This is a genomic window from Amycolatopsis balhimycina FH 1894, from assembly GCF_000384295.1.
GTDB lineage: Bacteria > Actinomycetota > Actinomycetes > Mycobacteriales > Pseudonocardiaceae > Amycolatopsis > Amycolatopsis balhimycina.
Map to the genome: position 1 here is coordinate 9133058 of NZ_KB913037.1, position 26650 is coordinate 9159707.

Annotated in this window: 30 protein-coding genes and 1 pseudogene; 14 read left to right on the forward strand and 17 right to left on the reverse strand. The window is 71.8% G+C overall.

The annotated features are described in order from the left end of the window. Window positions 1-10: 10 nt before the first annotated feature. Together A3CE_RS0142190 and A3CE_RS0142195 are read left to right on the forward strand one after the other, a co-directional pair. Window positions 11-892, forward strand: coding sequence for an AAA family ATPase (locus tag A3CE_RS0142190; RefSeq protein ID WP_020646147.1), 882 nt, complete (start codon window positions 11-13; stop codon window positions 890-892). A 79-nt stretch (window positions 893-971) separates the two neighbouring features. Continuing rightward, a complete protein-coding gene (locus A3CE_RS0142195) occupies window positions 972-2339 on the forward strand; it encodes a vWA domain-containing protein (protein WP_020646148.1) in 1368 nt (455 codons plus the stop codon). Here the strand turns inward: A3CE_RS0142195 and add are convergent. Further along, window positions 2317-3291, reverse strand: a complete 975-nt coding sequence (gene add, locus A3CE_RS0142200) for an adenosine deaminase (protein WP_020646149.1) — start codon at window positions 3289-3291, stop codon at window positions 2317-2319. The two genes, A3CE_RS0142195 and add, sit on opposite strands and share 23 nt — an antisense overlap. A gap of 328 nt (window positions 3292-3619) precedes the next feature. Between add and A3CE_RS0142205 the strand changes: the two genes are divergently transcribed. Next, a complete protein-coding gene (locus tag A3CE_RS0142205) occupies window positions 3620-3853 on the forward strand; it encodes an antitoxin (RefSeq protein WP_026469383.1) in 234 nt (77 codons plus the stop codon). A 1-nt stretch (window position 3854) separates the two neighbouring features. On the opposite strand, the gene recQ is transcribed toward A3CE_RS0142205, so the two are convergent. Next, entirely contained in the window at window positions 3855-5690 is a 1836-nt protein-coding gene (gene recQ, locus A3CE_RS0142210; protein WP_020646151.1) for a DNA helicase RecQ, read from the reverse strand. Between the two features lie 80 nt (window positions 5691-5770). Here recQ and A3CE_RS0142215 point away from each other — a divergent pair, with 80 nt between their 5' ends. Next, a complete protein-coding gene (locus A3CE_RS0142215; protein WP_020646152.1) occupies window positions 5771-6199 on the forward strand; it encodes a DUF6314 family protein in 429 nt (142 codons plus the stop codon). A 119-nt stretch (window positions 6200-6318) separates the two neighbouring features. Here A3CE_RS0142215 and A3CE_RS0142220 read toward each other — a convergent pair whose 3' ends face one another. Further along, window positions 6319-7056, reverse strand: coding sequence for an SDR family oxidoreductase (locus A3CE_RS0142220; RefSeq protein ID WP_020646153.1), 738 nt, complete (start codon window positions 7054-7056; stop codon window positions 6319-6321). 259 nt (window positions 7057-7315) lie between these two features. On the opposite strand from A3CE_RS0142220, the gene A3CE_RS0142225 reads away from it, so the two are divergent. The 3 genes from A3CE_RS0142225 (at window position 7316) to A3CE_RS0142235 (ending at window position 9288) form a co-directional block, all read left to right on the forward strand. Beyond that, window positions 7316-8113 (forward strand): hypothetical protein, encoded by a 798-nt coding sequence (locus A3CE_RS0142225; RefSeq protein ID WP_020646154.1) that lies wholly within the window; start codon window positions 7316-7318, stop codon window positions 8111-8113. A 2-nt stretch (window positions 8114-8115) separates the two neighbouring features. Beyond that, on the forward strand, window positions 8116-8706 hold the full coding sequence (locus A3CE_RS0142230; RefSeq protein ID WP_020646155.1) for a hypothetical protein: 591 nt from the start codon (window positions 8116-8118) through the stop codon (window positions 8704-8706). A 72-nt stretch (window positions 8707-8778) separates the two neighbouring features. Continuing rightward, window positions 8779-9288: a mycothiol transferase gene (locus A3CE_RS0142235; RefSeq protein WP_020646156.1), complete on the forward strand. Its 510-nt coding sequence runs from the start codon at window positions 8779-8781 to the stop codon at window positions 9286-9288. Window position 9289: 1 nt separating this feature from the next. Here the strand turns inward: A3CE_RS0142235 and soxR are convergent, their stop codons facing one another. The 4 genes from soxR to A3CE_RS0142255 form a co-directional block, all read right to left on the reverse strand. Continuing rightward, complete coding sequence (gene soxR, locus A3CE_RS0142240) at window positions 9290-9772, reverse strand: redox-sensitive transcriptional activator SoxR (protein ID WP_020646157.1); 483 nt, start codon at window positions 9770-9772, stop codon at window positions 9290-9292. Between the two features lie 130 nt (window positions 9773-9902). Next, window positions 9903-10388 (reverse strand): hypothetical protein, encoded by a 486-nt coding sequence (locus tag A3CE_RS0142245; RefSeq protein ID WP_020646158.1) that lies wholly within the window; start codon window positions 10386-10388, stop codon window positions 9903-9905. Beyond that, complete coding sequence (locus A3CE_RS0142250) at window positions 10385-11722, reverse strand: sensor histidine kinase (protein ID WP_084642179.1); 1338 nt, start codon at window positions 11720-11722, stop codon at window positions 10385-10387. The genes A3CE_RS0142245 and A3CE_RS0142250 overlap by 4 nt, the downstream gene beginning before the upstream one ends. 65 nt (window positions 11723-11787) lie before the next feature. Next, a complete protein-coding gene (locus tag A3CE_RS0142255) occupies window positions 11788-12477 on the reverse strand; it encodes a response regulator transcription factor (RefSeq protein WP_020646160.1) in 690 nt (229 codons plus the stop codon). Window positions 12478-12587: 110 nt separating this feature from the next. Between A3CE_RS0142255 and A3CE_RS0142260 the strand changes: the two genes are divergently transcribed. Both A3CE_RS0142260 and A3CE_RS0142265 read left to right on the forward strand, forming a co-directional pair. Continuing rightward, window positions 12588-13493: a phosphatase PAP2 family protein gene (locus A3CE_RS0142260; RefSeq protein ID WP_026469384.1), complete on the forward strand. Its 906-nt coding sequence runs from the start codon at window positions 12588-12590 to the stop codon at window positions 13491-13493. A 167-nt stretch (window positions 13494-13660) separates the two neighbouring features. Beyond that, window positions 13661-15046 (forward strand): pyridoxal phosphate-dependent decarboxylase family protein, encoded by a 1386-nt coding sequence (locus tag A3CE_RS0142265; RefSeq protein ID WP_020646162.1) that lies wholly within the window; start codon window positions 13661-13663, stop codon window positions 15044-15046. Here the strand turns inward: A3CE_RS0142265 and A3CE_RS0142270 are convergent. From A3CE_RS0142270 to A3CE_RS0142290, 5 genes are all read right to left on the reverse strand, one after another. Then, entirely contained in the window at window positions 15043-16698 is a 1656-nt protein-coding gene (locus tag A3CE_RS0142270; protein WP_026469385.1) for a thiamine pyrophosphate-dependent enzyme, read from the reverse strand. The two genes, A3CE_RS0142265 and A3CE_RS0142270, sit on opposite strands and share 4 nt — an antisense overlap. Window positions 16699-16779: 81 nt before the next feature. Continuing rightward, complete coding sequence (locus tag A3CE_RS0142275; protein WP_020646164.1) at window positions 16780-17778, reverse strand: pirin family protein; 999 nt, start codon at window positions 17776-17778, stop codon at window positions 16780-16782. 270 nt (window positions 17779-18048) lie between these two features. Then, window positions 18049-18342, reverse strand: a complete 294-nt coding sequence (locus A3CE_RS0142280) for a hypothetical protein (RefSeq protein ID WP_020646165.1) — start codon at window positions 18340-18342, stop codon at window positions 18049-18051. Between the two features lie 242 nt (window positions 18343-18584). Beyond that, window positions 18585-19043: a single-stranded DNA-binding protein gene (locus tag A3CE_RS0142285; RefSeq protein WP_020646166.1), complete on the reverse strand. Its 459-nt coding sequence runs from the start codon at window positions 19041-19043 to the stop codon at window positions 18585-18587. A gap of 301 nt (window positions 19044-19344) precedes the next feature. Beyond that, entirely contained in the window at window positions 19345-19725 is a 381-nt protein-coding gene (locus A3CE_RS0142290) for a zinc ribbon domain-containing protein (protein ID WP_020646167.1), read from the reverse strand. Between the two features lie 98 nt (window positions 19726-19823). On the opposite strand from A3CE_RS0142290, the gene A3CE_RS0142295 reads away from it, so the two are divergent. Then, complete coding sequence (locus A3CE_RS0142295; protein ID WP_020646168.1) at window positions 19824-20249, forward strand: nitroreductase/quinone reductase family protein; 426 nt, start codon at window positions 19824-19826, stop codon at window positions 20247-20249. Here A3CE_RS0142295 and A3CE_RS0142300 read toward each other — a convergent pair. The 5 genes and pseudogenes from A3CE_RS0142300 to A3CE_RS0142320 form a co-directional block, all read right to left on the reverse strand. Next, a complete protein-coding gene (locus tag A3CE_RS0142300; protein WP_157376810.1) occupies window positions 20246-22276 on the reverse strand; it encodes a transglycosylase domain-containing protein in 2031 nt (676 codons plus the stop codon). The genes A3CE_RS0142295 and A3CE_RS0142300 overlap by 4 nt on opposite strands. Before the next feature lie 126 nt (window positions 22277-22402). Beyond that, window positions 22403-22552, reverse strand: a pseudogene (locus A3CE_RS59030) (ABC transporter permease); the annotation flags it as partial. Between the two features lie 18 nt (window positions 22553-22570). Next, the gene (locus A3CE_RS0142310) at window positions 22571-22768 is read right to left on the reverse strand and encodes a hypothetical protein (RefSeq protein ID WP_020646171.1); all 198 of its coding nucleotides are present in this window, start codon (window positions 22766-22768) and stop codon (window positions 22571-22573) included. Continuing rightward, window positions 22765-23205: a MarR family winged helix-turn-helix transcriptional regulator gene (locus A3CE_RS0142315; RefSeq protein ID WP_020646172.1), complete on the reverse strand. Its 441-nt coding sequence runs from the start codon at window positions 23203-23205 to the stop codon at window positions 22765-22767. The genes A3CE_RS0142310 and A3CE_RS0142315 overlap by 4 nt, the downstream gene beginning before the upstream one ends. A 71-nt stretch (window positions 23206-23276) precedes the next feature. Then, entirely contained in the window at window positions 23277-23600 is a 324-nt protein-coding gene (locus A3CE_RS0142320) for an ArsR/SmtB family transcription factor (protein ID WP_020646173.1), read from the reverse strand. 82 nt (window positions 23601-23682) lie between these two features. On the opposite strand from A3CE_RS0142320, the gene A3CE_RS0142325 reads away from it, so the two are divergent. The 4 genes from A3CE_RS0142325 to A3CE_RS52450 all read left to right on the forward strand — a co-directional run bounded on the left by A3CE_RS0142325 (window position 23683) and on the right by A3CE_RS52450 (window position 26648). Beyond that, on the forward strand, window positions 23683-24672 hold the full coding sequence (locus A3CE_RS0142325) for a zinc-dependent alcohol dehydrogenase family protein (RefSeq protein ID WP_020646174.1): 990 nt from the start codon (window positions 23683-23685) through the stop codon (window positions 24670-24672). Window positions 24673-24892: 220 nt separating this feature from the next. After that, window positions 24893-25447 carry a PspA-associated protein PspAB gene (pspAB, locus tag A3CE_RS0142330; protein ID WP_020646175.1) on the forward strand — a complete coding sequence of 185 codons (555 nt, stop codon included), beginning with the start codon at window positions 24893-24895 and terminating at the stop codon, window positions 25445-25447. Window positions 25448-25529: 82 nt separating this feature from the next. After that, window positions 25530-25937: a VOC family protein gene (locus tag A3CE_RS0142335; protein ID WP_026469386.1), complete on the forward strand. Its 408-nt coding sequence runs from the start codon at window positions 25530-25532 to the stop codon at window positions 25935-25937. Window positions 25938-26018: 81 nt separating this feature from the next. Beyond that, on the forward strand, window positions 26019-26648 hold the full coding sequence (locus A3CE_RS52450; protein WP_020646177.1) for a hypothetical protein: 630 nt from the start codon (window positions 26019-26021) through the stop codon (window positions 26646-26648). Window positions 26649-26650 lie beyond the last annotated feature (2 nt).

A 26650-nucleotide genomic window follows, 5' to 3' on the forward strand; every position in this document is an offset into this window, starting at 1 on the left:
GGAGGCCAGGGTGGGCACCGGATTCTTCACCTCCGTCGACGACGTGTCGGCGAAACTGGCCGAGGCCGGCTACCTGGCGTCCACGGCGGTGGCGACCACGGTGTTCCTCGCCGACCGGCTCGGCAAGCCGTTGCTCGTCGAAGGGCCCGCCGGCGTCGGCAAGACCGAGCTCGCCAAGGCCGTCGCCCAGGTCAGCGGCTCGCGCTTGGTGCGCCTGCAGTGCTACGAGGGCATCGACGAAGCGCGCGCGCTCTACGAGTGGAACCACGCGAAGCAGCTGCTGCGGATCACCGCCGGCCGCGACGAGACGTGGGAGCAGGCCCGCACCGACATCTTCGGCGAGGAGTTCCTGCTCCGCCGCCCGCTGCTGACGGCGATCTCGTCGGACGAGCCCACCGTGCTGCTCATCGACGAGACCGACAAGGCCGACATGGAGGTCGAGGGCCTCCTGCTGGAGGTGCTCGGCGACTTCCAGGTCACCGTCCCGGAGCTCGGCACGATCACCGCCACGCGCGCGCCGTTCGCCGTGCTGACCTCCAACGCGACGCGCGAGCTGTCCGAGGCGCTGCGCCGCCGGTGCCTGTTCCTGCACATCGACTTCCCCGACGAGGACCTCGAGCGCGACATCGTCCGGCTCAAGGTGCCCGGCATCGACGCCGCCCTCGCCGACTCCGTGGTCCGGGTGATCGCCGCCCTGCGCGCGATGGACCTGCGCAAGCTGCCGTCGGTCGCCGAGACTATCGACTGGGCGCGCACCCTGCTCGCGCTCGGGGCGTCGACACTGGACGAGCGGGTCGTGCGGGAGAGCCTCGGCGTCGTGCTCAAGCACCAGGACGACATCGCCAAGGCCGGCGCCGGCCTGAAGCTCGAACAGGTCCTGGACGCGTCGTGACCGGCGGCGTGCGGGGGTGGCGGGTCGGCATCGCCAAGGCGGGCTGCGGGCCGCGGCTTGATCAGGTTTCGGGCGCGTCGTGACCGGCGGCGTGCCCGAGCGGCTCGCGGCGTTCGTCAAGGCGCTGCGGGACCAGGGCATCCCGGCGGGTCCGGCCGAAACGGTCGACGCCGCCGCGGCGCTGGAGGTGCTCGGTCTCGACGACCGCTCACTCGTCCGTGAGGGGCTGGCCGCGGCCCTGGTCCGCCGCGGCGGGCAGCGCGCGGTGTTCGACGCCGCGTTCGACCTGTACTTCCCGGCGGGGATCGGCGCGCCCGAGCGAGCGCGCGAGGACCGGCCGTCGACGCTGGAGGAGCTGCGGGAAGAGCTGGCCGCCGCGCTGGCCGACGGCGACCGGCAGGCGTTGTCCCAGCTCGCCGGGCTGGCCGTCGACATGCTGGGGCAGTACGGCTCGGCGTCCGGACCGGGCGGTGGCTTCTCCGCCCACCAGACCCTCGAACGGCTCCAGCCGCAGACCCTGATCGCGCGGGTGCTGGCCGCCGTCCGCGGCGGCGGCGCGCGCGGGGAGTTCACCGACCGGCTCGACCGCGACGAGATCCGCCGCCGCGTCGAAGGGTTCCGCGGGCAGGTCCGCACCGAGGCGCGCCGCCGAGCGGCCGAGGTTCGCGGCCGCGAGCGCGTCGCCAAGCACGCCATCGCGCCCGCTCCGGACCGCGTCGACTTCCTCATCGCGAGCCGGAACCAGCTCGCCGAGCTGCGGCGCACGATCCAGCCGTTGTCCCGGAAGCTGGCGACGCGGCTGGCCGCGCGGCGCCGCCGGAGGACGCGGGGACAGATCGACCTGCGCCGCACGCTGCGGCGGTCGCTGTCCACCGGCGGGGTGCCGATGCGGCCGGCCTACCGCCACCGCCGTCCCGGGCGGCCGGAGATCGTGCTGCTGTGCGACCTTTCCGGGTCCGTGGCGGGGTTCGCGAACTTCACCATGCTGCTGGTGCAGGCGCTGCGGGACCAGTTCAGCAAGATCCGCGTGTTCGCCTTCGTCGACAGCGCCGACGAGGTCACCCACCTGGTGACCACCAGCACGGCCGACCCCGAGCACCTCGGCGCGCGCATGCTGTCCGAAGCGGCGCTGGTGCGCTGGGACGGCCACAGCGACTACGGCGGCTCGCTGCGCCAGTTCACCGAGAACTGGCTGGACGCAGTCGGCCCGCGGACGTCGGTGCTGATCCTCGGCGACGCCCGTACCAACGGCGGCGACCCGAACCTCGACGCGGTCCGCGAGATCAAGGCCCGCGCCCGGCACGTCTACTGGCTGAACCCCGAGCGCCGGTCGCTGTGGTCCACCGGGGACTCGGCGGCGCTGGAGTACGCCGAGGTCGTCGAGATGCACGAGTGCCGCACGGTGCACCAGCTCGGCACGCTGGTCACCCGGCTGCTGCCGGTGTGAGCCACGCGTCGATGTCTCGCAGCATGGCTTTCTTGGTCGCTTCGGGAGCGAAGGACGCCGTGACGCTCGCGCGGGCGAAGTCCGTCATCGTGGCGTCGTCGTAGCCGAAAGCTTCTTGCACGCGGGCGTACTCCTCGGTGAGGTTCGCGCCGGTGACCGAGGGGACGTCGGTGTTGAGCGTGACGGTCAGCCCGGCGTCGCGCAGGCGGCGGAGCGGGTGCTCGGGCAGGGAAGGCACCAGCCCGAGCGTCACGTTGGACGACGGGCACACCTCCAGCGCGAGGCCCCGGTCGCGGACCTCGGCGACGAGCGCGGGGTCGTCGAGGACGCGGATGCCGTGCCCGAGGCGTTCGGTGCGGCCCACCTCGAGCGCCTCGCGGATGCTGTCCGGCCCGGCGTCCTCGCCGGTGTGGTGCAGCAGGTGCAGCCCGCCGGCGCGGGCCTTCTCGAAGACCGTCGCGAATGGCCTGAGCGAGTGGTTTTCTTCGCCTGCCATGCCGATCGCGAAGACTTCGTCGTACTTCAACGCCAGGTCGAGGGTGCGTTCGGCGCGTTCGACGGATCGGCGCCGGGAGTGATCGAGCAGCAGCCGCCACTCGAGGTCCGTGCTGTGCGACAGTCCTTTGAGGACGGACGCGAGCGGCATCTCGAGGTCGCCCAGGCGTTCGCCGTGCGAGGCCGCGGTGAAGGTGACTTCCGCGTAGCGCGTACCTTGGGCGGCTTCGTCCTCGCAGTACTCGCGCGCGATGCGTTCGAAGTCCTCGGGCCGCTGGAGGCAGGACCGGATGAGCGCGTTGTAGTCGGCGAAGGCGCGGAAGCCGTCGAACACCGGGGGTTCGCCGGGGACGTCGACGCCGTTGGCTTCGCCCAGCTCGCGGAGTGTGCCTGGGCGGACGGTGCTCTCCAGGTGGACGTGCAGGTGGGCCTTCGGCAGGGCGGCCAGGTCGCGCATGATCGCGAGCCTAGAGCCGTGCGGCGCGGCTCCGCGCGCCAATTCCGGCCACGCGCGCCCCACGCCTCGTGACCAAGCCCCGATCCGGCGTGATTGAAGCCGGAACTCGCGTGATTGGACCCGGATCCGGCGAGTTCCGGCTCCGATCACGCGAGATACGGTCCTGATCACGCGAGATCCGGCTCTGATCACCGGGTTTCGGGGCCGGTCACGGCCTGTTTCCGGGCCGGGACGCTCCGCGCCGGGTTTTGGGACTCGTCACACGGGGAACCTCCGGGTGGTTCGTCCGCGTTGTCAGGATGACCGGAACCGATGAGGGAGGACCACCGTGGCTTTGCTGAAGAAGCTGACCGTGCTGGCCGGCGCCGCCGGGGCGGCCCGTGCCTACGCCAAGAAGAACCCCGAAAAGGTGAACCAGGTGGTCGGCAAGGCCGCGAAGTTCGTCGACGACAAGACCAAGGGCAAGTACCACGAGCAGATCGCCGGTGCGGTCCGCAAGGTCAACTCGGTGACCGGGGAGCCGGGCCGGCCGGGGCCCGCGGGACCGGCGGCCGGCCGGTAGCTCACTCGGCGGCCAGCACCTCGAGGACCCCCTCACCGTACTTGGCGAGCTTGTTCTCGCCGACGCCGCTGACCGTACCCAGATCCGCCAGCGACGACGGCCGTTGCGTGGCGATCTGGCGCAGGGTCGCGTCGTGGAAGATGACGTACGCGGGCACGCCCTGTTCCTTCGCGACACCGGCCCGCCAGGCACGCAGACGTTCGAACAGCGGGGCCGCTTCCGCGGGCATTTCGACCGCGGCGGCGGCTCGCTTGGCGCTGCGGACCTTCGCGGCGGGCGCCCGCTCGGGCTCGCGGCGCAGCATCACCTGGCGGTCGCCGCTCAGCACTTCCGCGCTGCCTTCGGTGAGCACGAGCGAGCCGTAGTCGCCTTCGACCGCGAGCAGGCCCTGGGCGAGCAGTTGCCGCGCCACCGCCCGCCATTCCGGCTCGCCCAGCTCGGTGCCGATGCCGAACGTCTTGAGCGTGTCGTGGTGGAACTGCGTGACCTTGGGCGTGGACTTGCCGAGCAGGATGTCGGTGATCTGCCCGGCGCCGAACTTCTGCCGCCGTTCGTTGCGCAGCCGCACGACCGTCGACAGCAGCTTCTGCGCCGGGATCGTGCCGTCCCACTTCTCCGGCGGGCTCAGGCACGTGTCGCAGTTGCCGCACGGCTCGGCCTTCTGGCCGAAGTAGTTGAGGATCTGCACCCGGCGGCATTCGACCGTCTCGCACAGCGCGAGCATCGCGTTCAGGTGCGCGCCCAGCCGCCGCCGGTGTGCCTCGTCGCCCTCGGACGTGTCGATCATCTTGCGCTGCTGGACCACGTCCTGCAGCCCGTACGCCAGCCAGGCGGTCGACGGCAGGCCGTCGCGGCCCGCCCGGCCGGTCTCCTGGTAGTAGCCCTCGACCGACTTCGGCAGGTCGAGGTGCGCGACGAACCGGACGTCCGGCTTGTCGATGCCCATCCCGAAGGCGATCGTCGCGACGACGATCAGCCCGTCCTCGCGCAGGAACCGCGACTGGTGCTTCGCGCGCGTGCGCGCGTCGAGCCCCGCGTGGTACGGCACCGCCGGAATCCCGTTCTGCACCAGGAAGTCCGCGGTCTTCTCGACGGAGTTCCGGGACAGGCAGTAGACGATCCCCGCGTCACCCTGGTGCTCGGTGCGCAGCAGCTCCAGCAGCTGTCGCTGCGGCGAGTTCTTGCCGACGATCCGGTACTGGATGTTCGGCCGGTCGAAGCTCGCGACGAAGTGCCGGGCCTCGCCGAGGTTCAGCCGGGCGGCGATCTCCTTGTGCGTGGCCTCGGTCGCGGTGGCGGTCAGCGCGATCCGCGGCACGTCCGGCCACCGCTCGTGCAGGGCCGAGAGCTGGAGGTAGTCGGGCCGGAAGTCGTGGCCCCACTGGGCGACGCAGTGCGCTTCGTCGATCGCGAACAGCGAAATCTTGCCGCGGTCGAGCAGCCGCACGGTGGATTCGACCGAAAGCCGTTCCGGTGCCAGGTAGAGCAGATCGAGCTCGCCGCTCAGGAACGCCGACTCGACCTCCTGCCGCGCCGCGTAGTCCTGGGTGGAGTTGAGGAACCCGGCGCGGACGCCGGCGTTGCGCAGCGCGTCGACCTGGTCCTGCATCAGGGCGATCAGCGGCGACACCACCACGCCGACGCCGGGCCGCACCAGCGCGGGAATCTGGTAGCACAACGACTTCCCGCCGCCGGTGGGCATCAGCACGAGCGCGTCACCGCCGGTGATCACGTGCTCGACGATCGCCGCCTGGTCGCCGCGGAAGCTGTCGTAGCCGAACACGCGCCGGAGGGTTTCCAGCGCGTCGGACACGGGTGCGAGGTCGGTCTCTGCCACCCGCCCGACTATAGAGCGGGGGTCCGACAGTTCCGGTCCGGCCCGCCGCGGGATGCCAGACTATGCGGCAGAATGGCCGGGTGGAGTACTGGCCGGTTCCCGATCTCGTCGCGTATTTCGGCGGCGAATGGCACTTGGACCGGGAAATCCGCACCGCGGACGGCGATCCGGCGGGCGAGGTGACCGCGACGGCCACCTTCACCGAGACCGGGGGAGTCCTCGTCTACCACGAGGAGGGCGAGCTGCGGCTCGGCGGCCACACCGGGCCGGTCACCCGGACCCTGCACTACCGCCCGGCCGGCCCCGGCCGCGCGTCGGTGCACTTCGACCACGGCGGCTTCTTCCACGACCTCGACCTGCGCGAAGGCCACTGGACGGCGGACCACCCCTGCCGCGCCGACCACTACCGCGGCGAGTATCGCGTGACCGGCGCCGCGCGCTGGCGGCAGGAGTGGGCGGTGCGCGGACCGGCGAAGGACCACGTCATCGTCAGCCGGTTCACCCGCTGATGTCGCGGGCGAACGTCTTGAATGACTCATTCAGGTCTTCGGAGGTCCTGAATGAGTCATTCAAGACCTTGGGGCCGGGCTAGCGAGCCGCGCGGGGGCTGGGCGAGCGCCTGGCTCGCTCAGACGATGCCGCCGTTGGCGCGCAGCACCTGACCGTTCACCCAGCGGGCCGGGCCGGCGAGGAACGCGACGACCTCGGCGATGTCCTCGGGCTTGCCGAGCCGCTCGAGCGGCGGCTGCTTGGCCATCCGGGTGATGGTCTCCTCGTCCTTGCCGTCGAGGAACAGCGCGGTCGCGGTCGGGCCGGGCGCGACGGTGTTCACGGTGATGTCGCGGCCGCGCAGCTCGCGCGCCAGGATCATGGTGATCGCCTCGACCGCGCCCTTGGTCGCGTTGTAGATGCCGTAGCCGGGCAGGTTCAGCCCGATGACCGACGTCGACGTCGTGATCACGGCGCCGCCCTCGCGCACCCGCCGCGCGGCCTGCTGGGCCACCGCGAAGGTGCCGCGGATGTTGGTGCGGTGCACGCGGTCCAAGACGTCGAAGTCGGTGTCGGCGATCGGCGTCGGCGAGTTCATCACGCCGGCCAGGTGGGCGACGACGTCCACGCCGCCGTAGGTGCGCTCCGCGGTGTCGAACAGCTCCGCGACCGCGGCCGGGTCGGCCACGTCGGCGCGGACGGCGATCGCCCGGCCCCCGCGCGCCGTGATGGCCTCGACGGCGGCGTCGGCCTCCTTCTCGTTGCCGGCGTAGTTGACGACGACCGCCATGCCGTCGGCGGCCAGGCGCTCGGCGACCTGGCGGCCGATGCCGCGGGAGCCGCCGGTGACGATCGCGACACGGGTGGTGGTACTCATCGGTTTCCTTCTTCCGGTCAGGCGGAGATACGTATCGACGCTTCGTTCTTTCTGTATCGACGATAGCACAAGGTTGTTACCGGCGATAGCGTCCAGTGGTTACCGGCGTTACCTCTCCTTCTCGGGGCACGGCATCCGGCGGTATCGACGCCGCCGGTCGGCCGAATCGCGAGTTCAGGGCGGTATCGGCGTTTTCGGAACGTGGAATCCGGGAACACCGGACGCACCGGGGGCCCGACATCCTTGAAGGAGTTGAGCGATGCCCACATGGCTGATCGTCTTGATCGTCGTCGTGGCCGTCGCGGTGCTCGGCGCCGTGATCTGGCTGGTGACACAGGAGATGCAACGAAAACGGCTGCAGCAGCGGTTCGGTCCGGAGTACGACCGCACGGTCGCGGAGAAGGACAGTCCCCGTGCTGCGCAACGCGAACTCGCCGAGCGGGAACGTCGCCACAAGGAACTCGACATCCGTCCGCTCTCGGCGTCGGCGCGTGAGCGCTACACCCAGCAGTGGGCGCAGGTGCAGGAGACGTTCGTCGACCAGCCCTCCGACGCGGTCGCCGAAGCCGACCACGTCCTGGTCTCGCTGATGGCCGAACGCGGATACCCGACCGAAGGCTACGAGCAGCAGGTGGCGGACCTTTCCGTGCGGCACGCCAAGACCCTCGAGCACTACCGCGCCGCGCACGCGACGCAGCAGAAGCGCGACGGAGCGTCCACTGAGGACCTCCGCGACGCGATGGTGCGCTACCGCACCGTCTTCGAGGATCTGCTGACCGATGGCGCCGACGAGCAGCGCCACGACGACCACCACGACCGCCGCAACGGCCACGACCACAGCAACGGTCACGACCACAACGACGGCCACGACCACGACCGGGCCGAGCGGCGCGACACCGACCGCGTCGAGGCCGACCGCACCGACACCAATCGCACCGACACCAATCGCACCGACATCACCCGCGATGAGACCGCCCGTGGCGAGACCGCCCGTGGTGAGACCGACGAGCGCCCGGCGTCCGCGCGTCCGCGGACCGAATGGAATGGAGGACGCTGACCATGACCGACCACTTGACGCGCCACGGCACCGAGAACGACGAGGACGTCACCGGGCGTGAGGACATGCGGGAGTCCGACGGCTTCCACGACTACGACAACGCCGAAGACCCCGCCCAGGACCGCGACGCCGACCAGAACCTGAGCACCGCCGACCTGGCTTCGGCCGGACACCACGACACCACCGAGTCCGGCGGGGACGTCGAGACGCCCGCCGAATCGGGTGGGGATGTGGAAACTCCCGCCGCTTCGGGCGGCGACGTGGAAACCCCTGCCGCTTCGGGCGGTGACGTGGAGACTCCCGCCCGATCGGGCGGCGACGAGGAAACGCCGGCGCTGATCGACGAAGAGAAGGTCACCGGCTTCCGCGACCGCTGGCAGAACGTCCAGACCGGCTTCGTCGACGACCCGAAGCAGGCCGTCCAGCAGGCCGACGAACTGGTCGCCGCCGTGATCAGCGCGCTGGCCACCACGTTCGCCGAGCACAAGAGCGAACTGGAAGGCCAGTGGCGGCAAGGTGAACCGGCCACCGAGGAGCTGCGGATCGCGCTCCGCCGCTACCGCTCCTTCTTCGACCAGCTGCTGCCGCGCTAGCGGGCACCGTTCGCCGGCGGGCATGATCGGGTGGCACGCCGGGGGACGGCGTCAGCAACGGGAGGCAGCCGAATGAACGTGGCCGATCTGCTCGCCGACGGGTTCGGCCGGGTCCAGGGCACAGTGCACGCGGCGGTGGAAGGACTCACCGCCGAGCAGCTCCGGACCCGGCCGGGCGGCGACGCCAACTCGATCGCCTGGCTGGTCTGGCACCTGACCCGGGTCCAGGACGACCACGTCGCCGACGTGGCGGGCACCGAGCAGGTGTGGACCGGGCAGGACTGGCTTTCGCGGTTCGGCCTCCCGTTCCCGGCGGGCGACACCGGCTACGGCCACCGTCCGGCCGACGTCGAGGCGGTCCGCGTCGACAAGCCGGACCTGCTCACCGGCTACTACGACGCCGTGCACGAGCAGACCCTCCGGTTCGTCGCGGGCCTCGACGCCGACGCGCTCGACCGGATCGTCGACGAGGCCTGGGACCCGCCGGTGTCGCTGGGCGTGCGCCTGATCAGCGTCCTCGACGACGACATCCAGCACGCGGGCCAGGCGAGGTACGTCCGCGGCCTGCTGGAAAGCCGCTAGTTCAGCAGTCTTCGTAGCCTTCGCCGCGGTGGTCGGCGAGCCGCCGCGGACCCGGGCCGTCGGCGCCGAGCCGGTCGCCCGGGTTGGCGAGCCGGCACTTGGCCAGCGACATGCAGCCGCAGCCGACGCAGTCGTCCAGCTGGTCGCGCAGCTGTTCCAGCCGGCGGATCCGCGTGTTCAGGTCTTCCTGCCAGCACTGGGAGATCCGGGCCCAGTCGGCGCGGGTGGGCGTGCGGTCGTCGGGCAGCAGGGCGAGCACTTCCCGGATCTTCGACAGCGGCATGCCGACCCGCTGGGACATCCGGACGAACGTCACCCGCCGCAGTGTGTCCCGGCAGTAGCGCCGCTGGTTGCCCGCGGTGCGGCGGCTGTGGATGAGACCTTCGTCTTCGTAGAACCGCAGGGCCGACGCGGGCACTCCGCTGCGCCGGGAGAGTTCGCCGACCGTCAGGTCGGGTAGCTGCCGGGCCGTGGCGTTCACCATGGTCGAAACCCAACCACAGCCGTGCGTCAGACTTCAAGTGAGCTTGAAGTCCGACCCGGGTGGCGGCACCGCCGCCAGTCCGGAATGGACGGTCCGGCTCCGGGGTGGACATGTCGACATGAAAGCCGGGTCACGCCTGGCACGTCTGGTACGGCAGCTGGACGTCCGGCCCGGAGAGGGCGACGGTGCCGTCGACGGCGTATCCGCCCTGGGCCGCCAGCGCCGCGAACGCGGTGCAGACCAGCTGGTTGATCCCGGCGCCGGTGATCGGCCGCAGCGGGAACGGAAAGCTGATCGTCGCGGGCTGTCCGGGGGACACGGCGATGGGACCGGTCCGCCGCGAGAGCACCGTCGTGTACCCGTCGGCCTTTTCGCCGAGGCTCGGTCCGTCCAGCAGCATCGTCAGCGCCGCCTCGACGGTCACCGGCCCGTCGGCCGGCCGCGCCACCGGCGCCACCCGGCCGTCGACGACGAAGTAGAGGATCACGTCGGTGCCGCGCCCGTTGCCCGCCGGGCTGCGCAGCGTCGGCGCCGGGCCGGCCGGCACCACCGGCGTCGGTTTGATCCCGCACCCGCTCACCAGGAGCACCACCGCCAGGACGAGCAGTTTCCTCACGGCACCTCCCGCGGCAGGCGCAGCTCGAACCGGGCGCCGGTGCCGGTGTTGGCCGCGACGATGTCGCCGCCGTGCAGCCGCGCGTTCTCCCGCGCGATGGACAGCCCGAGGCCGCTGCCCTCGGACCGCGCGCGTGCGGTGTCGGCCTTGGTGAAGCGGTCGAAGACGCGCGGCAGCACGGCGTCCGGGATGCCCGGCCCGTGGTCGGTGACGGTGAGCACGACGGCACCGCCCGCCTCCCGCAGCACCACCTCGACCGGGGGCGCGCCGTGCCGCAGCGCGTTGCCGACCAGGTTCGCCACGACGATGTCGAGCCGCCGCCGGTCGAGCCGCGCGCCGATCCCGGGCGGCAGGTCGGCGACCAGCTTGGCGCCGGGCTCCCAGCCCCGCGCGGCGAGACTGTCGGTGATCGCCGTGGCGACGTCCAGCTCCTCCCGCCGCAGCTCCGCCCGCCCGGCGTCGAACCGGGAGATCTCGATCAGGTCCTGCACGAGCCGGGTCAGCCGCCGAGTTTCGGCCGACACCAGCCGCGCCGCGACCGCGGTGTCCGGCGGCAGCTGTTCGGCGTCCTCGTCGAGGACGTCGGTGACGGCGTTCATCGCGGCAAGGGGGGTCCGCAGCTCGTGCGAGACGTCGGCGACGAACCGCCGCGCGTCGGCCTCCATCGTCCGGAGCGTGCCGACCGTGCGTTCCAGCTCCGCGGCGGTGTTGTTGAACGTCGTGACCAGCTGCGCGAGTTCGTCGGAGCCTTTTACGCGCAGCCGTACGTCCAGCCGTCCGCGGCCGAGCTGGCTCGCCGCGGTGTTGAGCGCGCGCACCGGCCGCAGCACCTGCCGGGCCGCCAGCAGCGCCACGGCGACCGCGAACGGCAGGGCGAGCGCCGCGGTCTGCCAAGCCGTCCTGGCCAGCGCGTCGATCGCCTCCTGCTGGTCGGTCAGGACGACCATCGCGTAGATTTCGAGGCCGCTCGGGTCGCCGGCGGCGCTCTGCACCGGGACGCCCACGAAGAAGAGCGGGATGCCGTGCGCGTCGACGCGCTGGAACTGGATACGGGTGCTGGTGGCCACCACGTGGCGCAACTCGGCCGGCACGGCGTCGAGCGCCAAGCCCGACGCCGAGTGCAGGTCGCGGTAGACGACGAGCACGTTGCTGGGCTTGAGCGCCGCCGCGAACGCGTCGATCGTGCCCGCGGTCGGCGGCAGCGAAACGGTCGGCAGGTACGCGGCGATCTGGTCGCGCAGCTTCAGCATCGTCTGGTCCTGGATGCCTTCGAGGATGGCCCGGCGCGCGGAGACGTAGCTCGCGCCCGCCGCGGCGGTGGCGCCGACGATCATGATCACCGCGAACGCGGCGACCAGCCGGGGCCGCAGCCCGGCGAGCCACGACCGGATCCGCTGGTTCACGACCGGCCGAACCGGTAGCCGAACCCCCGGACGGTCTGCACGTGTTCCGGCTTCGCCGGCACGTCCTCGATCTTCGCGCGCAGCCGCTGGACGCAGGCGTCGACGAGCCGGGAGTCCCCGAGGTAGTCGTGGTCCCACACCGCCGAGAGGATCTGCCGGCGGCTGTACACCTGACCGGGCGTGCGCGAGAGCTCCAGCAGCAGCTTCAGCTCGGTCGGGGTCAGCGGCACCGGCGCGCCGCGTTTGGTCACCTCGAGCGCGGCCCGGTCGATCACCAGGTCGCCGTGCCGCTCCGCGGGCTCCGGCGGCTCACCCGGGCGCTCGACGGCCGTCCGCCGCAGCACCGCCCGGATCCGCGCGTCCAGGACCCGCGGCTCGACCGGCTTGGCGACGTAGTCGTCCGCGCCCGCTTCGAGCCCGGCGACGATGTCGAAGTCGTCGCTGCGCGCGGTGAGCATGATGATCGGGATCGCGCCGGCCGACCGCATCCGGCGGCAGGTCTCGAAGCCGTCCATGCCGGGCAGCATCAGGTCGAGCACGACGATGTCGGGCCGGTGGTGCACGAGCGCCTCGATGCCGAGCTCGCCCGATTCCGCGGTGCGCACCACGTGTCCCTGCCGGCGCAGGGCCAGCTGCAGTCCTTCCCGCACCGCCGCGTCGTCTTCTACCACCAGTACCTCGGCCACGGCGCCATTATTCGGAAAAGCGCACGACGTGGCGACCCGGCCGGATCTTGTAGCAAAACCATGACATCGCGCTGACGGGATCCCGAAACGCCCGCTCCAGACTCGAACACATGGCAGTGATCATCACCGACGTCCGGCCCGCGGCCCCGCCGACCGGCCGCCACGCGTTCGCGACCCGGTCCGTGTCCCGCACGGCGGTGCTGGCCGCGAGCGCGGCCGGGTTCGCCCTGGCCTTCGTCGCGGCCTACTTGCTGTTCGTCCGCACCCAGGCCGGCCGGGGTGTCGAGAACGGAGTCGTCCGCAGTGCCCAGTCCACGGGGACGACGGTGGACTGGGCGGCGCCGCTGCGGCAGGCCGACCTGGTGGTGGTGCTCGGCGGCGTCGCGGTGCTGCTCGTGGTGATCTCGCTGGTGCGGCGGCGGTTCGCCCTCGGCGTCACGGCCCTGGTCCTGCTCGCCGCGCCCCTGGTGGTGGCGCAGCTGCTCAAGCTGTACGTCCTGGACCGCCCGAGCACCGACGACCGGCTCGGCGTCGCGAGCCACAACAGCTTCCCGAGCGGGCACGTCAGCGCGGCGATGGCCGTGCTGGTGGCGCTCGCGATCGTCCTGCCCCGCCGGTTCCGCCGGACGGCCCTGGTGGCAGGCGGGTTCGGCGTCGCCTGGGTTTCGGCCGCGGCCGTGGCGCTGGGCTGGCACCGGTTGAGCGACACCGTCGGCGGCTGCTTGCTGGTCGCCGCGGTCACCTGCGCCGGGGCGGCGGTGGTGTCCGGCCGCCGCCCCGACGGTGACCGGGTGCCACCGGTGCCGGTGCTGGCCGGTTTGTTCGCGCCACCGGTCCTGGTGCTCGCCGGGTTCGCGGTCCTCGCCACGGCGACGTCCGGCGACGCCCAGTTCGTCGCCGCGATGGTGCTGGCCGCGCTGTCGGCGATGGTGATCGTGCTGCTGGTCGCCGCGCCGTTGCGCCGGGTCGCGTTCGACCCGGCCGAGGGCCGGGTTCGCCGCCTCCGGCGCCGCTGATCCGACTCCCGCGCGTATCCGGAGGCTCGGTTCGTGTGATTGCAGAGGCATCACGCGTGATTGGAGGGCCATCATGCGTGATGGGAGGGCCATCACGTGTGATGGGAGGGCCAGTTTCGGGGGATTGGACCGCGACAGCTGTGGCTGGGGCGCCTAGCGTCGGCCGGGTGCATCCGAAGCTTGCCGAAGACCTGAACTCGCTGGCCGATCTGCTCGACGTCACCAGCAAAGTCGCGAGTGAGGCGCTCGCCGGGCTGGCCGAACGGGCGGCTGCCGTCCCGCCCGTCGCCGTCGCCCCGGCCGCCCTGCCCGCCGAAGGCGCCGGGGCGCGGGGTGCGCTGGAGGAGTTCTCGCAGCGCTGGGAAGCCGGCTTCGCGGCCGGCGCAGGCCCCCGCTACCTCGGCTTCGTGACCGGTGGCGCCACGCCGGCGGCGCTGGCCGGGGACTGGCTCACCGCCGCCTACGACCAGAACCCGGCGAGCGGGATGGACTCCTCCGCGCAAGACCTGGAACGCGAGACCGTCGGCTGGCTGGCCGAACTGTTCGCGCTGGGCCCGGAGTTCTCCGGCGCGTTCGTCACCGGAGCCACGATGTCGACCGTGACCGGCCTGGCCATCGCCCGCGAATGGCTCGGCGAGCAGGCAGGCGTGAACGTCTCCGAAGAAGGCGCCGCCGCGCTCGGGCCCGTCACCGTGCTGTCCGGCTCCCCGCACTCCAGTGTCCTGAAGGCGTTGTCGTTCCTCGGGATGGGCCGGTCCGCGTTGCTGAAGGTGCCGGTGCTCCCGGGCCGTGAAGCGGTCGATGTCGAGCGACTGGCCGAAGTGCTCGAGACGCTCGACGGCCCGGCTGTCGTCGTCGCGAACGCGGGGACCGTGAACACGGTCGACTTCGACGACCTGCGCGCGATCGCCGCGCTCAAGCAGCGGTACGACTTCTGGCTGCACGTCGACGCCGCGTTCGGCGGATTCGCCGCGCTGACCCCGGAGCACGCGGCGCCGACCGCGGGTCTCGACCAGGCCGACTCGGTGGTCGTCGACCTGCACAAGTGGCTCAACGTGCCCTACGACTCGGCCGTCCAGTTCACCCGCCGCCGCGATCTGCAGCTGCGCGTGTTCGCCAACAACGCCGCCTACCTCGGCGAAATCGGCGCGACCCCGGACTTCCTGCACCTCACGCCGGAGAACTCCCGGCGGCTGCGCGCCCTGCCGGCCTGGTTCTCGCTCGTGGCGTACGGCCGCGCCGGGCACCGCGAGATCGTCGAGCGCTGTGTCGCGCTGGCCCGCGACCTCGGCGCGCGGATCGACGGCTCACCGCGCTGGCACCTGCTCGCCCCGGTGCGGCTCAACGTCGTCTGCTTCACCCCGGCCGGCGAGGCCACCCAGGAGCGGATCGACGCGCTCGTCCAAGCCATTGCCGAAGACGGGACCACGTTCCTGACCCCGACGGTGTACGACGGCCGCCCGGCGTTGCGTGCCGCCTTCAGCAACTGGCGGACGACCCCGGCCGACGTCGACCGGATCTTCGCCGCGCTGGAGCGGGTGGCCGGCGGCTAGCAGTGGTCCGATTTCGGGTCCGATTTCGGGTCCGATTTCGGCATGAGGTACTTCCACGGCGAGGCGCCCACGCCCAGCTCGCACGGGACGTGCACCAGCGAGGGCCGGCCGGCGGCGAACGCCTTGCCCAGCGCGCCGCGCAGCTCGTCCGGGGTGCGGGCGGTCAGGCCGAGCGCGCCGAACGTTTCGGCGAGCCGGGCGAAGTCCGGGTTCCGCAGCTTGCCGCCCAGTACGCGGCCCTCGAACAGCCGCTCCTGGTCGAGGTGGACGTTGCCGTAGTAGCCGTTGTCGAACACGACCGCCACCACGTTCAGTCCATATTGGACGGCGGTGGCCAGTTCCTGCGCGGCGAACAGGAAGCCGCCGTCCCCGGTCACCGAAACCACCGGACGGCCGGGGAAGGCCGCCTGCACGCCCAGCGCGGTCGGGTAGCCGAAGCCGAGCGTGCCCTGGTGGCCGCAGGTGACGAAGGTGCGCGGGGCGTAGACCTCGAATCCGAAGTAGGACGCGAACCCGGCCTGGCAGATCTCTTCGACGAAGAAGCCGTCGCGGGGCAGGACGTCCCTGATCGCTCGCAGGAACTCCAGTTCCGGCCCGACATCGGTGACGCGCTCCGCCACGGTTTCCTTCAGCGCGGAGAACTCCGCCGTCCGATCCATCCTTTGTGGACCGACGACGGTGGTGAGCGCGGCCGCGGCGTCGGCGGCGTCGGCGACGATCGCGACGTCCGCTTCGAGCCGCGTCGCCTGCCGCGGGTCGATGTCGAGCAGGATCGTCTTCAGCCCCGCGGGCTTGTCCGGCCAGCGGAACCACGACAGCTCCATCCGTGACCCGATGCCGATCACCACGTCGGTCTCGGCCCACCGCTCGAAGCCGGAGACACAGGTGAAGCCGAGCGGGTGGTCGTCGCCCACGATGCCGCGCCCGCCGCGGAACGGCACCACCGGCGCCTGCAGCCGCTCGGCCAGTGCCCGGACCTCGGCGGCCGCGTGCCGGGCGCCGCCGCCCACCATGATCATCGGGTGCTTCGCGCCGGCCAGGAGCCCGGCGGCTTCCGCCAGGGTGACCGGGTCGACGGCCGGGCGGGGCAGCGGCAGCGGTCCGACGGCCTCCGCCGGGGCGCGCAGCCCCAGCACGTCCCACGGCACCGCCAGCGAAACCGGCCGAGGCCGGCCGCCCGCCGCTTCCCGGAACGCGGTCGCCAGCGCGTCCGGGACCTCGGCCGGGTGCTCCACCAGCGCCGACCACTTGGTGAGGGTGCGTAGGGTCGCCAGCTGGTCGGGCATCTCGTGCAGGTGCCCCAGCCCGCGGCCGAGGTACGCGCGCGGGATCTCGCTCGTGAGGCACAGCACCGGCGCGCTCGCCCCGTACGCCGAAAGCAGCGCGGCGGAGGAGTTGAGGACGCCGGGGCCGGGCACGACGGTGTAGACGCCGGTGCGGCCGGTCGCCTGGGCGTAGCCGAACGCCATGTAGGCCGCGGTCTGCTCGTGCCGCGCGCCGATCACCCGGATTTCGCCGTTCGCGCGGGCGAGGCTGTCGAACAGGTCGTAGGTCTGCACGCCGGGCAGGCCGAAGACGGTGTCGACGCCGTGCGCGCGCAGCCCGTCGACGATCAGGTCGGCCGCGGTGGGAGCGGGCGGGGAACTCGGCATCGGCGCGGCCTCCTGTTCCGTCGGCCCGACCATATCCGGTTTCGCGGGACGGCTGTGGTGTGGCGCGTGGCGTGATGGACGTCAGCTGTGGCCGGACCCCGGGTTGCGGCGCGGCTTGATGCGGACCGCCGGCAGGGCCGGTGCCGGCAGGCGCTGAGGCGTGCCCGCGTAGCCCGTGACGTTGCCGAACTGGTCGGACTCCGCCTGCCATGCTTCGCGGAACGCGGCGATCTCCTCGTGCGTGCGCCCGACGAAGTTCCACCACATCAGGATTTCCTCGTCGAACGGGGTGCCGCCGAGCAGGAGGAACCGGGCCGGCTCGGTGCCGCGGTTGCTGAGCGTCAAGGAGCGCACCCCGGTACCGAGGTAACCGAGCTCCGCCGCGCGGACGCGGGTGCCGGCCACGACGACCTCGCCGGTGTCCACCAGGACGCCGTGCTCGAAACCGGGAGCCACGCCGAGGGACATGTGCGCGTCCGGGCCCAGGACGACCTCCGCGCCCAGCAGCGGGGTGAACGTCGGGATCGGGGACGTGCGCCCGGCCAGCGACCCGAGGAACACCCGGATCTCCGCGCCTTCGATCCGGTTGACCGACGGGACGTAGTGGTCGAAGGCCCGGGCGGTGTGGCGGTGCCGTTCGGGCAGCGCCACCCAGAGCTGGACGCCGTGCAGCGTCTTCGTGGCCGCGGTCGAGACTTCCGAATGGCAGATGCCGTGCCCGCCGGTCATCAGGTTCAGCTCGCCGGGCCGGACCATCGCGTGCGTGCCCAGGCTGTCGCGGTGCTCGATCTCGCCGTCGAACAGCCAGCTCACGGTTTGCAGCCCGGTGTGCGGATGCGGGGCGACGTCCATCGCGCCGGGGCCGGTGACCTCGTCCGGGCCGTAGTGGTCGGCGAAGCACCACGCGCCGATGAGCGACCGCGACCGCTGGGGGAGCGTCCGGCGGACCCGCATCGCCCGCGGTCCGCCCAGCGGCACCTCGCGCGGGGTGAGGACCTCGACGGCCGGCCGGTCGGGGTCGGCGGCCGACGGCCGGTCGCCACAGGCGAGCTCGGCGGGGGCGGCCTCGGTGTTGCTCATGCCCGCCACGGTAGTCGCGATCCGCGGGATGGCGTGGGGTGGCCGAGGCCGGGACGTCGGTGGTGGCTGGTTGCGGCCGGACAGCGGGTCCGAGCGGATCGGTTCGCCGGTGGTGGGTTGTCCGGCCGGGGTTTCCCGGGGGCCGGGATCGGCTCGCCGGGCGGGCAGGGGAGCACTCCGTGCTACCCGCGGACCGGAGCGGCGGCCGAGTGTTGCCGTCCGAGCGGCCGTTGCTCTTGTGGAGTTGTCAAACGTCGCGCCGGTCGCCGGTCAGGCGGCCGACTGGTGGTCCGTTCTGACGATGGCCTGGCCGGCGGCCGTCAGGACCGCCGGGACCTGCTCGCCCGGCCGGCCGGGGTGGGCCGGCCGGATCAGGCCCAGGTGGGCCAGCCCGTGGGCGGCGAACTGGTCGCCGCACGACAGGCCGTCGATGAACAGGTCCGGTTCGCTGCTGCAGGACACCCGGCCCCGGCCCGCGCCGACCGCTCGCAACATCGCCCGCATCCGGTGGTTGACCACGGTTCGCGCCGCCGCCGGTGAGCCGGTCTTCTCGTTCCCGTTCATCTCGGTCCCTCCCGCTCGTGGTTCGGCCTCCTCTACCCCTGCGTCGAACCAGGGGGCGGGATTTCGACAGCAGGTCCGGCCGGAGCGTCCCCTCATCGTCACCGGGGGCGGTCGAGCACGGGTCGAGTTCCCGTCAACGGGTGTTCGGCCGCCGACCGTGAACGGATGGGGTCAGCTGAGCTTTGGTCCCTTTCAGAGGCGCAACGCAGCGCAGGCGTTACACCGCCGACGAGACCACAGAACTAGAAGGGCGGCTCGCTGTCGGCGCCGACGCCCGCCGGCACCGGCGCGGCTCCCCACCCGCTGCCGTCCGGGGTGTTCGGCCCGCTGCCGTTGCGGCTGACCTTGGTGACCGTTGCGGTCGCATACCGCAGCGACGGGCCGATCTCGTCCACCTGCAGCTCGACCACGGTGCGCTTCTCGCCTTCCTTGGTTTCGAACGACCGCTGCACCAGCCGGCCGGTGACGAGGACCCTCGATCCACGCGTGAGGCTCTCTGCCGCGTTTTCCGCGGCCTGGCGCCACAGGCTGCAGCGCAGGAACAGCGCCTCGCCGTCCTTCCACTCGCCGGACTGCCGGTCCAGCGTCCGCGGCGTCGAGGCGACCGTGAAGTTCGCGACCGCCGCGCCGGCCGGGGTGAACCGCAGTTCGGGGTCGCTCGTCAGGTTGCCGACCACGGTGATCGTCGTTTCGCCTGCCATCGGTCTCCTCCTTCTCCTCCGGGTGCGGGTGCACCGCTCTCGCCGTCGAGGAGAGCACGGGGGACCGACAATTCCGGGCGGGGCGACGAGAGGCCGGCACCCGGACGGGTGGGGAGGCGGAGGTGAAGGTGGTGGTCGCCGCCGCGGATCTCACTCGGATGGGTGGTCTTGCACGGGAGGTCGCGGACGCGCGGGGCCGGTGCCCCGGTTGATCTTGCGTTGCTCGTGGTGATCCACGGCCGGCTCGCGGCGGCGCGTAGCGGCCTGGCCCCGGGAAGCGCCGGGGCCAGGAGAGCTACGGCTACTGACCCTGCTGAGGGGGCTGACCCGGCTGCGGGAACCCCTGCGGCTGCGAAGGGTACTGCTGACCCGAAGGGTGCTGGAAGCCCTGCTGGGAAAGCCCCTGAGGCTGCGCCGGATAGCCCGGTGCGGCCTGCTGCCGACTCTGCTCCTCCTGCGCCTGCAGCCGGACGGCGTCCTCCTTCGGGATCCTGTTCTCGATCCCGCAGAACGTGCACTGGGCCGTGTACTTGACGCTGATCGGGAACAGCGGGATGAAGAACAGGGTGAACTTCGTGACTGCCTTGCGGACCGCGTGCGAAGCGGGGTTGCCGCAGCGGCCGCACAGGAAGGTCGTCATCGCCAGCACGTAGATCCGCGTACGCCAGCCCCAGATCAACATCGGTCTTCTCTCTTTCCGTCTTGGGTCGCCGCGCAGCCTCGCACACGGGTACGCAGCCGCGTGGCGGTTCGCGAGAACTCGGGCGCTAGATTGGGATCATGCCGAGCGACTTCGCCCTGAAGACCATGAACGCCGTGCACCGCGGCCTGATCAAGCTCACCGGGGGGCGGGTGGGCTGGCAGGTCGCCATGCCCGTCCTCGAGCTCACCACGACCGGCCGCAAGAGCGGGCAGCCGCGGTCGGTGCTGCTGACCTCGCCGCACCAGGAAGGTGACACCTGGGTCGTCGTGGCCTCCCGTGGCGGCGATGACACGCACCCCGCGTGGTTCCTCAACCTGCGTGACAACCCCGAGGTCGAGGTCTCCCTCAAGGGCGGGCCGAAGCGGCCGATGAGCGCCCGGGTCGCCGACGCCGGCGAGCGCGCGCGCCTGTGGCCGAAGATCACCGCCGACTTCAAGAACTACGCGCAGTACCAGACGAAGACCGAGCGGGAGATCCCGCTCGTCTTCCTCGAACCGCGCTAGCTCCGGGCGGTCAGGTACGCCGGGTCGGGGCCGGGGATCGGCTGGTCCGGGACCCCGGCCAGCAACTGGCTCATGGCGTGGAAGTACGGCGGCGCGGCGACCGTGCCGCCGAACGCGCCGTGGCCGCAGTCGCCGAGGTGCACCGGGGTGCCCGGGCAGATCTCCCGCGGGTGCGGGCCGTCGGCGAAGACCATGGACGACACCGCGTAGCCGTCGACACCGCCGACGAACGCCACGGACTCGCTCTGCTGGGTCGTGCCGGTCTTGCCGATGTCCGGGCGGGTCCAGCCGGCGGCACGGGCGGCTTCGGCCGACGTGCCGCTGGTGGTGTCCTTGCTCAGGCCCGCCTCCAGCGTGTTCGCCACGCTCGTGGGGATGACCTGCTCGCACCCCTGCTGCGGCACCGGCACGGCGTTCCCCTTCCAGTCGGTCACCGACAGGATCGGGTTCGGCGGGCACCAGACGCCGCCGCTCATCAGCGTCGCCGAGACGTTCGCCATCTCCAGCGGGCTGACCGGGCTGTTGCCGAGGGTGAACGACAGCAGGTCGCGGAAGTACTGCGACTGCGGCTCGCGGTACTGCGGGTTGCCCGACTTCGGGTCCGGCGTGCGGCCGGCGTCGTTGGTCGCGAGGGTGTTCCGCAGCCCCAGCTTGTACGCCATGTCCAGCACGGCGGGCATCCCCACCTGCGACTCGAGCCCGACGAACGCGACGTTCGGTGACGTCGCCAGCCCGTCTTCGAGGGTGATCGGGTCCGCGTAGTGGCCGTCGTTGTGGACGGTGTAGCACGGCGTGTGCGCGTCGGCGTCCGGCGGCGTGAAGCACTGGCTGTCCGGGTTGGGCAGCGGCGTGTCCAGGCCCGCCTTGCCGGTGACGAGCGCCGCCGCGGACGTGAAGATCTTGAACGACGAACCCGAGCCGAACTTGTTGCTCGCGTCGGCGACGAGGTCGGTCGACGTCTCGCCCTGGTTCGGGTCCGTGCCGTAGTTCCGGTTGGCGACCATGGCGAGCACCTGGTGGCCGTTCTGGCCCGGCTGGACGACGGCGAAGGTGTTGGCCACGCCGTCCTGGGTGGTCGGCACGTTCGCGTCGACGGCGTCCTTCGTCACCTGGGACACGCGCGGGTCGAGCGTGGTCTTGATCGTGTACCCGCCGGTGGCCAGCTGGTCGGCGGTGAACCCGGCGCGCTCGAGGTAGCTTTCCGCGTAGGCGCAGAAGAAACCCGCGTCCGGCGCCGCGCCCAGGCAGGAGCCGGACGGTGTGACGGGCCCGTTCGGCAGCAGCCCGAGCGGGGCGGCCTTCGCCGTCGCCGCGTAGGAGGCCGGGATCGAGCCGTTGGTGACCATGTCGTCGATGACGAGGTTGCGGCGCTGCAGCGCCTTGTCCGGGTGGGCGTACGGGTTGTAGACGCTGGGGTTGTTCACCATTCCGGCGAGCAGCGCCGCCTGCGGCACGGTCAGTTTGTCCGCTGTCGTCCCGAAGTACGCTTTTGCCGCGGCACCGACCCCGTACACGGTTCCGCTGAATTCCACCACGTTGAGGTAATCGGCGAGAATGTCGTCCTTGCTCTTCGTTTCGTTCAGCTGGACGGCCATTTTCGCCTCCCGCAGCTTGCGGGCGAGCGAGTCCTCGCGGTCGGCCTGCTGGGCCGCGGGGTCGGTCCGGTCGACGACGTTGATCAGGTAGTTCTTGACGTCCTGCTGCGTGATCGTCGACGCGCCCTGCAGCGCGCCGCCGGTGCTGTCGTTCACCGCCGCGCGGAGCATTCCCTGCATGTCAACGCCGCCTTCGGTGGAGAACCGGCGGTCCTCGACCGCGATGATCGCGGCCTTCATCGTCGTCGCGATCCCGGCCGCGGTGACCGGCAGGCGGTACTGCGCGTAGAGCGTCGCGATCGAGGTGCCGTCGCGGTCGGTGACCGTGGTGGTCAGCGGCGGATCGGCGGCGGCGAGCTGGGCCGAAATGGCGTCCACCGAATCGCTGACCTGATTCGACAGCAGGCCCGCGCCGATGGCGGCGGGCGCCATCGTCCCGGCCGCCAGGATTCCGGCGAGCACACAAAAACCGACAAATCCGACCACGCCCCGATGACGATTCACGAATTCGAGATTAGGCAGCGGGCGATAAAGCTTCCGTTCGGTGAGACATGTGCCTCACCGGGCCAACCTGCCGAGCAGTGCCGAAGCGACCGAAATGGCCACCGCGGTCGCCGCGGCCAGCACGGCGAAGCCGGTCCCGAGGTGCGCGGGCGTGCCGATCAGCAGGCCCCGCAGCGCGTCGACCTGGTAGCTCAGCGGGTTGACCGGCGCAGCGGGCCCGGGTCAGCCGAGACGGCGGGCGGTACGGTGAGTGGCACGGACACCGCGGATCCCTCCTTCTTCGTTGCCGAGGCGGTTCCCGGTCACCGCCCGGAACACGTCGTCCAAAGTGGACTCCGGGCCGAGGTCGGCCTCCAGCTCGGCGGGTGTGCCCAGTGTGCGGATCCGGCCGGTGCAGCGCACCGCGGCGGGTTCGGTCATGGCTGCTCCTTCAGGATGCCCATGAGTTTTTCCAGGGCGGGCAACGCCTGTTCGATCGCCGCTGTGTCCTCTTCGGACAGTCCGGCGAGGGCGTCGGCGACGAGCCCGGCCCGGGCGCGTCGCCAGGCCGCCATCCGGTCGGCGGCCGCGCCGGTGATCTCCAGCCGGGCCGCGCGGCGGTCGGCGGGGTCGGCCTCGCGGCGCAGCAGCCCGGCGTCGACGAGCTGGTTCACCAGCGTGCTGACCGAGTTGTTCGCCAGGTGCAGCTCGCGCGCGGCGGCGGCGACGCCGATGCCGGGCTGGTCGGCCACCACGCGCAGGACTTCGACCTGGGCGCCGGGCAGCGGGAAACCCGGCACGCCGGCCCGGACCCGGCGGCGCAGCACCCGGCGGATCCCGTGGACGGCACCCAGGAGCCGTTCGGCGACTTCGGTCATGCCCCTAAAAGTAGCTCTGACTCAGATCTATTAGCAACGCTAAATGTCTGGTTGGTGCGGAAAGGGAAAAGTCAGCGGCGCGCGGCTTCGGCGAGGGCCAAGTCGAGCAGGCCGGGGAAGCGGGCGTCGAACTCCTCGCGGCGCAGCGCGTTCAGCCGCTGCGTGCCGCTGTCCCACTGCCGGAGCAGCCCGGCCGCGCGGAGGATCTTGAAGTGCCGGGACGCGGCGGGCTTGCTGACCGGCGGCATGATCGCGCCGCACGATTGGCCGGGTTCGCGGGCGAGGGCGGCGACCATGGCCAGCCGGTACGGGTCGCGCAGGGCTTCCAGGGCTGCGGCGAAGGTGACGTCTTCGAGGGCCGGGTGGTCCAGGGGGGTCGCGGTGCGGCTGGCCATGGCCCGAGTATCCCCGGTTGCCCGGGCGGCGGACGCTGTGCCATGGTCGATGTTAGTCAGTTGGTTAACATGAGGAGTTCCGGTGCGCGTTTACCGTCCCCAGTCCGGCCGCCTGGTCCAGCGTGAAGAGCCGACGCCCGAGCCGCGACGGGGCGAGGTGCTCGTCCGCGTCCGGGCGGTGTCGTTGAACTACCGCGACCTGCTCATCCTGAACGGCGACCACTTCGCCACCGGGTCCGGTGGTCTGATCCCCGTCTCGGACGCCGCGGGCGAGGTCGTCGCGGTCGGCGAGGGGGTCACGCGCTTCGCCGGGGGAGACCGGGTGATCAACGTCTTCCACCCGGACTGGATCGCCGGCCGGATGCCGGACACCGCGATGGGGTACGGCAACGGCCGGGACGGCTGGCTCGCCGAATACCGCGCCGTCCCGGAGCACGCACTCGTCGCACTGGCGGATTCGCTGACCTTCGAGCAGGGCGCGACCTTGCCGTGTGCCGCTGTCACGGCGTGGACGTCGCTCGACGGCGTGCGCCCGGGCGATGTCGTGCTGACCCTCGGCACCGGCGGCGTCTCCCTGTTCGCCGTGCAGCTGGCGAAGGCGCGTGGGGCACGGGTCGTCGCGACGACGTCGAGCGCGGCCAAGGCGGCGAAGCTGACCGAACTCGGCGCCGACACGGTGATCGACTACGTCGCGACGCCGGAATGGGGCAAGGCGGTGCTCGACTCCACCGGCGGGCGGGGCGCGGACCGGATCGTCGAGGTCGGCGGGCCCGGCACGTTCACGCAGTCGCTGGTCGCGGCCGGGACGCACCACGCCGAGATCGCGCTCGTCGGGTTCGTCGGCCGGAGCGGGCCCCCGGTCGACTTCATGGACCTGTTCCGCAGCGGCGCGACCGTGCGGAAGATCTGGGTCGGCAGCCGAGAGGACACCGAGGACCTCCTCCGGTGGCTCGCCGTGTGGCCGATCGAGCCGGTCATCGACAGCGTTCACTCGTTCGAGGACGCCGGGGCGGCGTTCCGGCGCTTCGAGAGCCAGGAGAACTTCGGGAAGGTCGTGATCACCACCGCGTGAGACGAGGGGAGATACCGCTGATCGGCTGAACTGTTTCACCGCTGACCGTTCGGCGGCGGGCCGGTGCCGTTCGCCGCGCGGGCGACGGCGTTCCGGGCGGAATGGGCAGCGCGGGCGCATGCTGTCCTTTCCGGCCCCGCGTCCCCGCGCCTGACGTCCACTGTGGACATTGCCAGTGCGCCCGGTCCGGCGGTCTTCTCGCCCGAAGATAGGAACGTTCGTGACCCTGCTGGACAGCAAGCTCGTCCGCTGCTGGACGTCTCGCCCGCACCTGCAGTCCCTCTACGCCCTCGCCGCGGCCGCCCCGCGGGTGCGCGCCGCCCTCGGCCTCGTGCCCACCGGCGGCGGCACGGTCGGCTTCAAAGTGGACGGGGACGCGCTGGCCCGCACCGAGGCGGAGCTGATCGCCGCGACGTCGGCGCGGCTGCCGGTGCACCCGCTGGTGACGCAGGACTTCCACGGCCGCTCGACGGTCCGGTGCTGGCGCCGCAACCGCGACCTGCGCGTGCTGACCGGCGACCTGGTCGACGTCGCGGACCGGCTGAGCCGGGCGGGCTACGGCGGCTGCCTGCGGTCGGCGACCGTCGAGTTCGCCGAGCCGTCCGGACGCCGGCAGGGGAAGCTCGCGCTGGTGTACCTGTTCGACCGCGGCACGTTCCACGCCTCGGCGCCGGGGAGCTTGCCCCTGGACCGGGCGCTGGAGCTGCGGGCCCGGGCCGCGCTGCACGGCGCGTTACCGCTCGAACCCGTCGCGCAGCGGCGGTTCGTGCTCTGAGGACGGCCCTGAAAATCCGCCGATTGGCGCAGGGCGGGCGTTCTGCGAAGATGCTGCTCTCGTCCGATCGAAGGAGATGGCCGTGGCTTCTCGTCTCAACCCCTACCTGAGCTTCCGCGACGACGCGCGGCAGGCCATGGAGTTCTACAAGAGCGTCTTCGGTGGCACGCTGACGGTGAACACGTTCGGGGAATTCGGTTCACCCGAAGGGGCGGACGCGGACAAGATCATGCACTCCCAGCTGGAGGCCGAGAACGGCTTCACGTTGATGGCGTCGGACACCCCGGCCGGGATGGAGCACCGCCCCGGCACGAACATCTCGGTGAGCCTCAGCGGGGACGACGCCGACGACCTGCGCGGTTATTGGGAAAAGCTCAGCGACGGCGGCACCGTGACGGTTCCGTTCGAAAAGCAGATGTGGGGCGACGAATTCGGCGCCTGCGTCGACCGGTTCGGCATTCCCTGGATGGTCAACGTCGTCCACGGCTAGCCACGAGCCGTTGCAGCCGGTGCCCTCGTCGGTGACGATGGGGGGACCGGCGTGGCGTGGCGCCGGGCCGAAGGAGGCCCGATGGCGGGTTTTCCCTGGACGTGTGCGCAGTGTGGCGCGGTCAACGACCCGGGTGCCGGTCGGTGCGGCACCTGCGGGAGCCTGGCACCGGGCCGGGCTCGCGCGCGGGCGCTGTGGGTCCTGCTGACCCTGATGCTGGTCGCCGGCGTCGCAGTGGGCGGCGTCCTGCTGTTCACCGGGCGCTCCCGGCCTTCGCCGTCAGCGTCGGGGTCCTTCCCGGAGTACACGACGCCGGTGCTGCCGACCACGAAGACAGTGGTCACGACCGCCGCCGCCACCCCGCCCGTCACGCCGTCGACGTCCACTTCGGCCACGCCGGACGGGAAGCCCTGCCCGGGCGACGCCGCGCGGTACCTGCCCGGCGGCGAGGGGACCGCGCTGCTCGTGGCGCAGACCGCGAAGTCCCTCGTCACGGTCTGCCGGACGCCCGACGGCCGGATCTTCTACGACGGCCAGGCCCGCGGGCAGGCGGCCTCCGGCGACACCCACATAGTGCTGCCGGCCCAGGCCGAGGGGGACGGCTTCGTCGCGGAGAACGGCGACTACACCTACAAGGTCGGTGGCGGCAAGCTGGTCGTGTCGGCCGGGTCCGAGGTGCTCTCGGACGAGGAGCTGACCACGGTCGGCTGAGC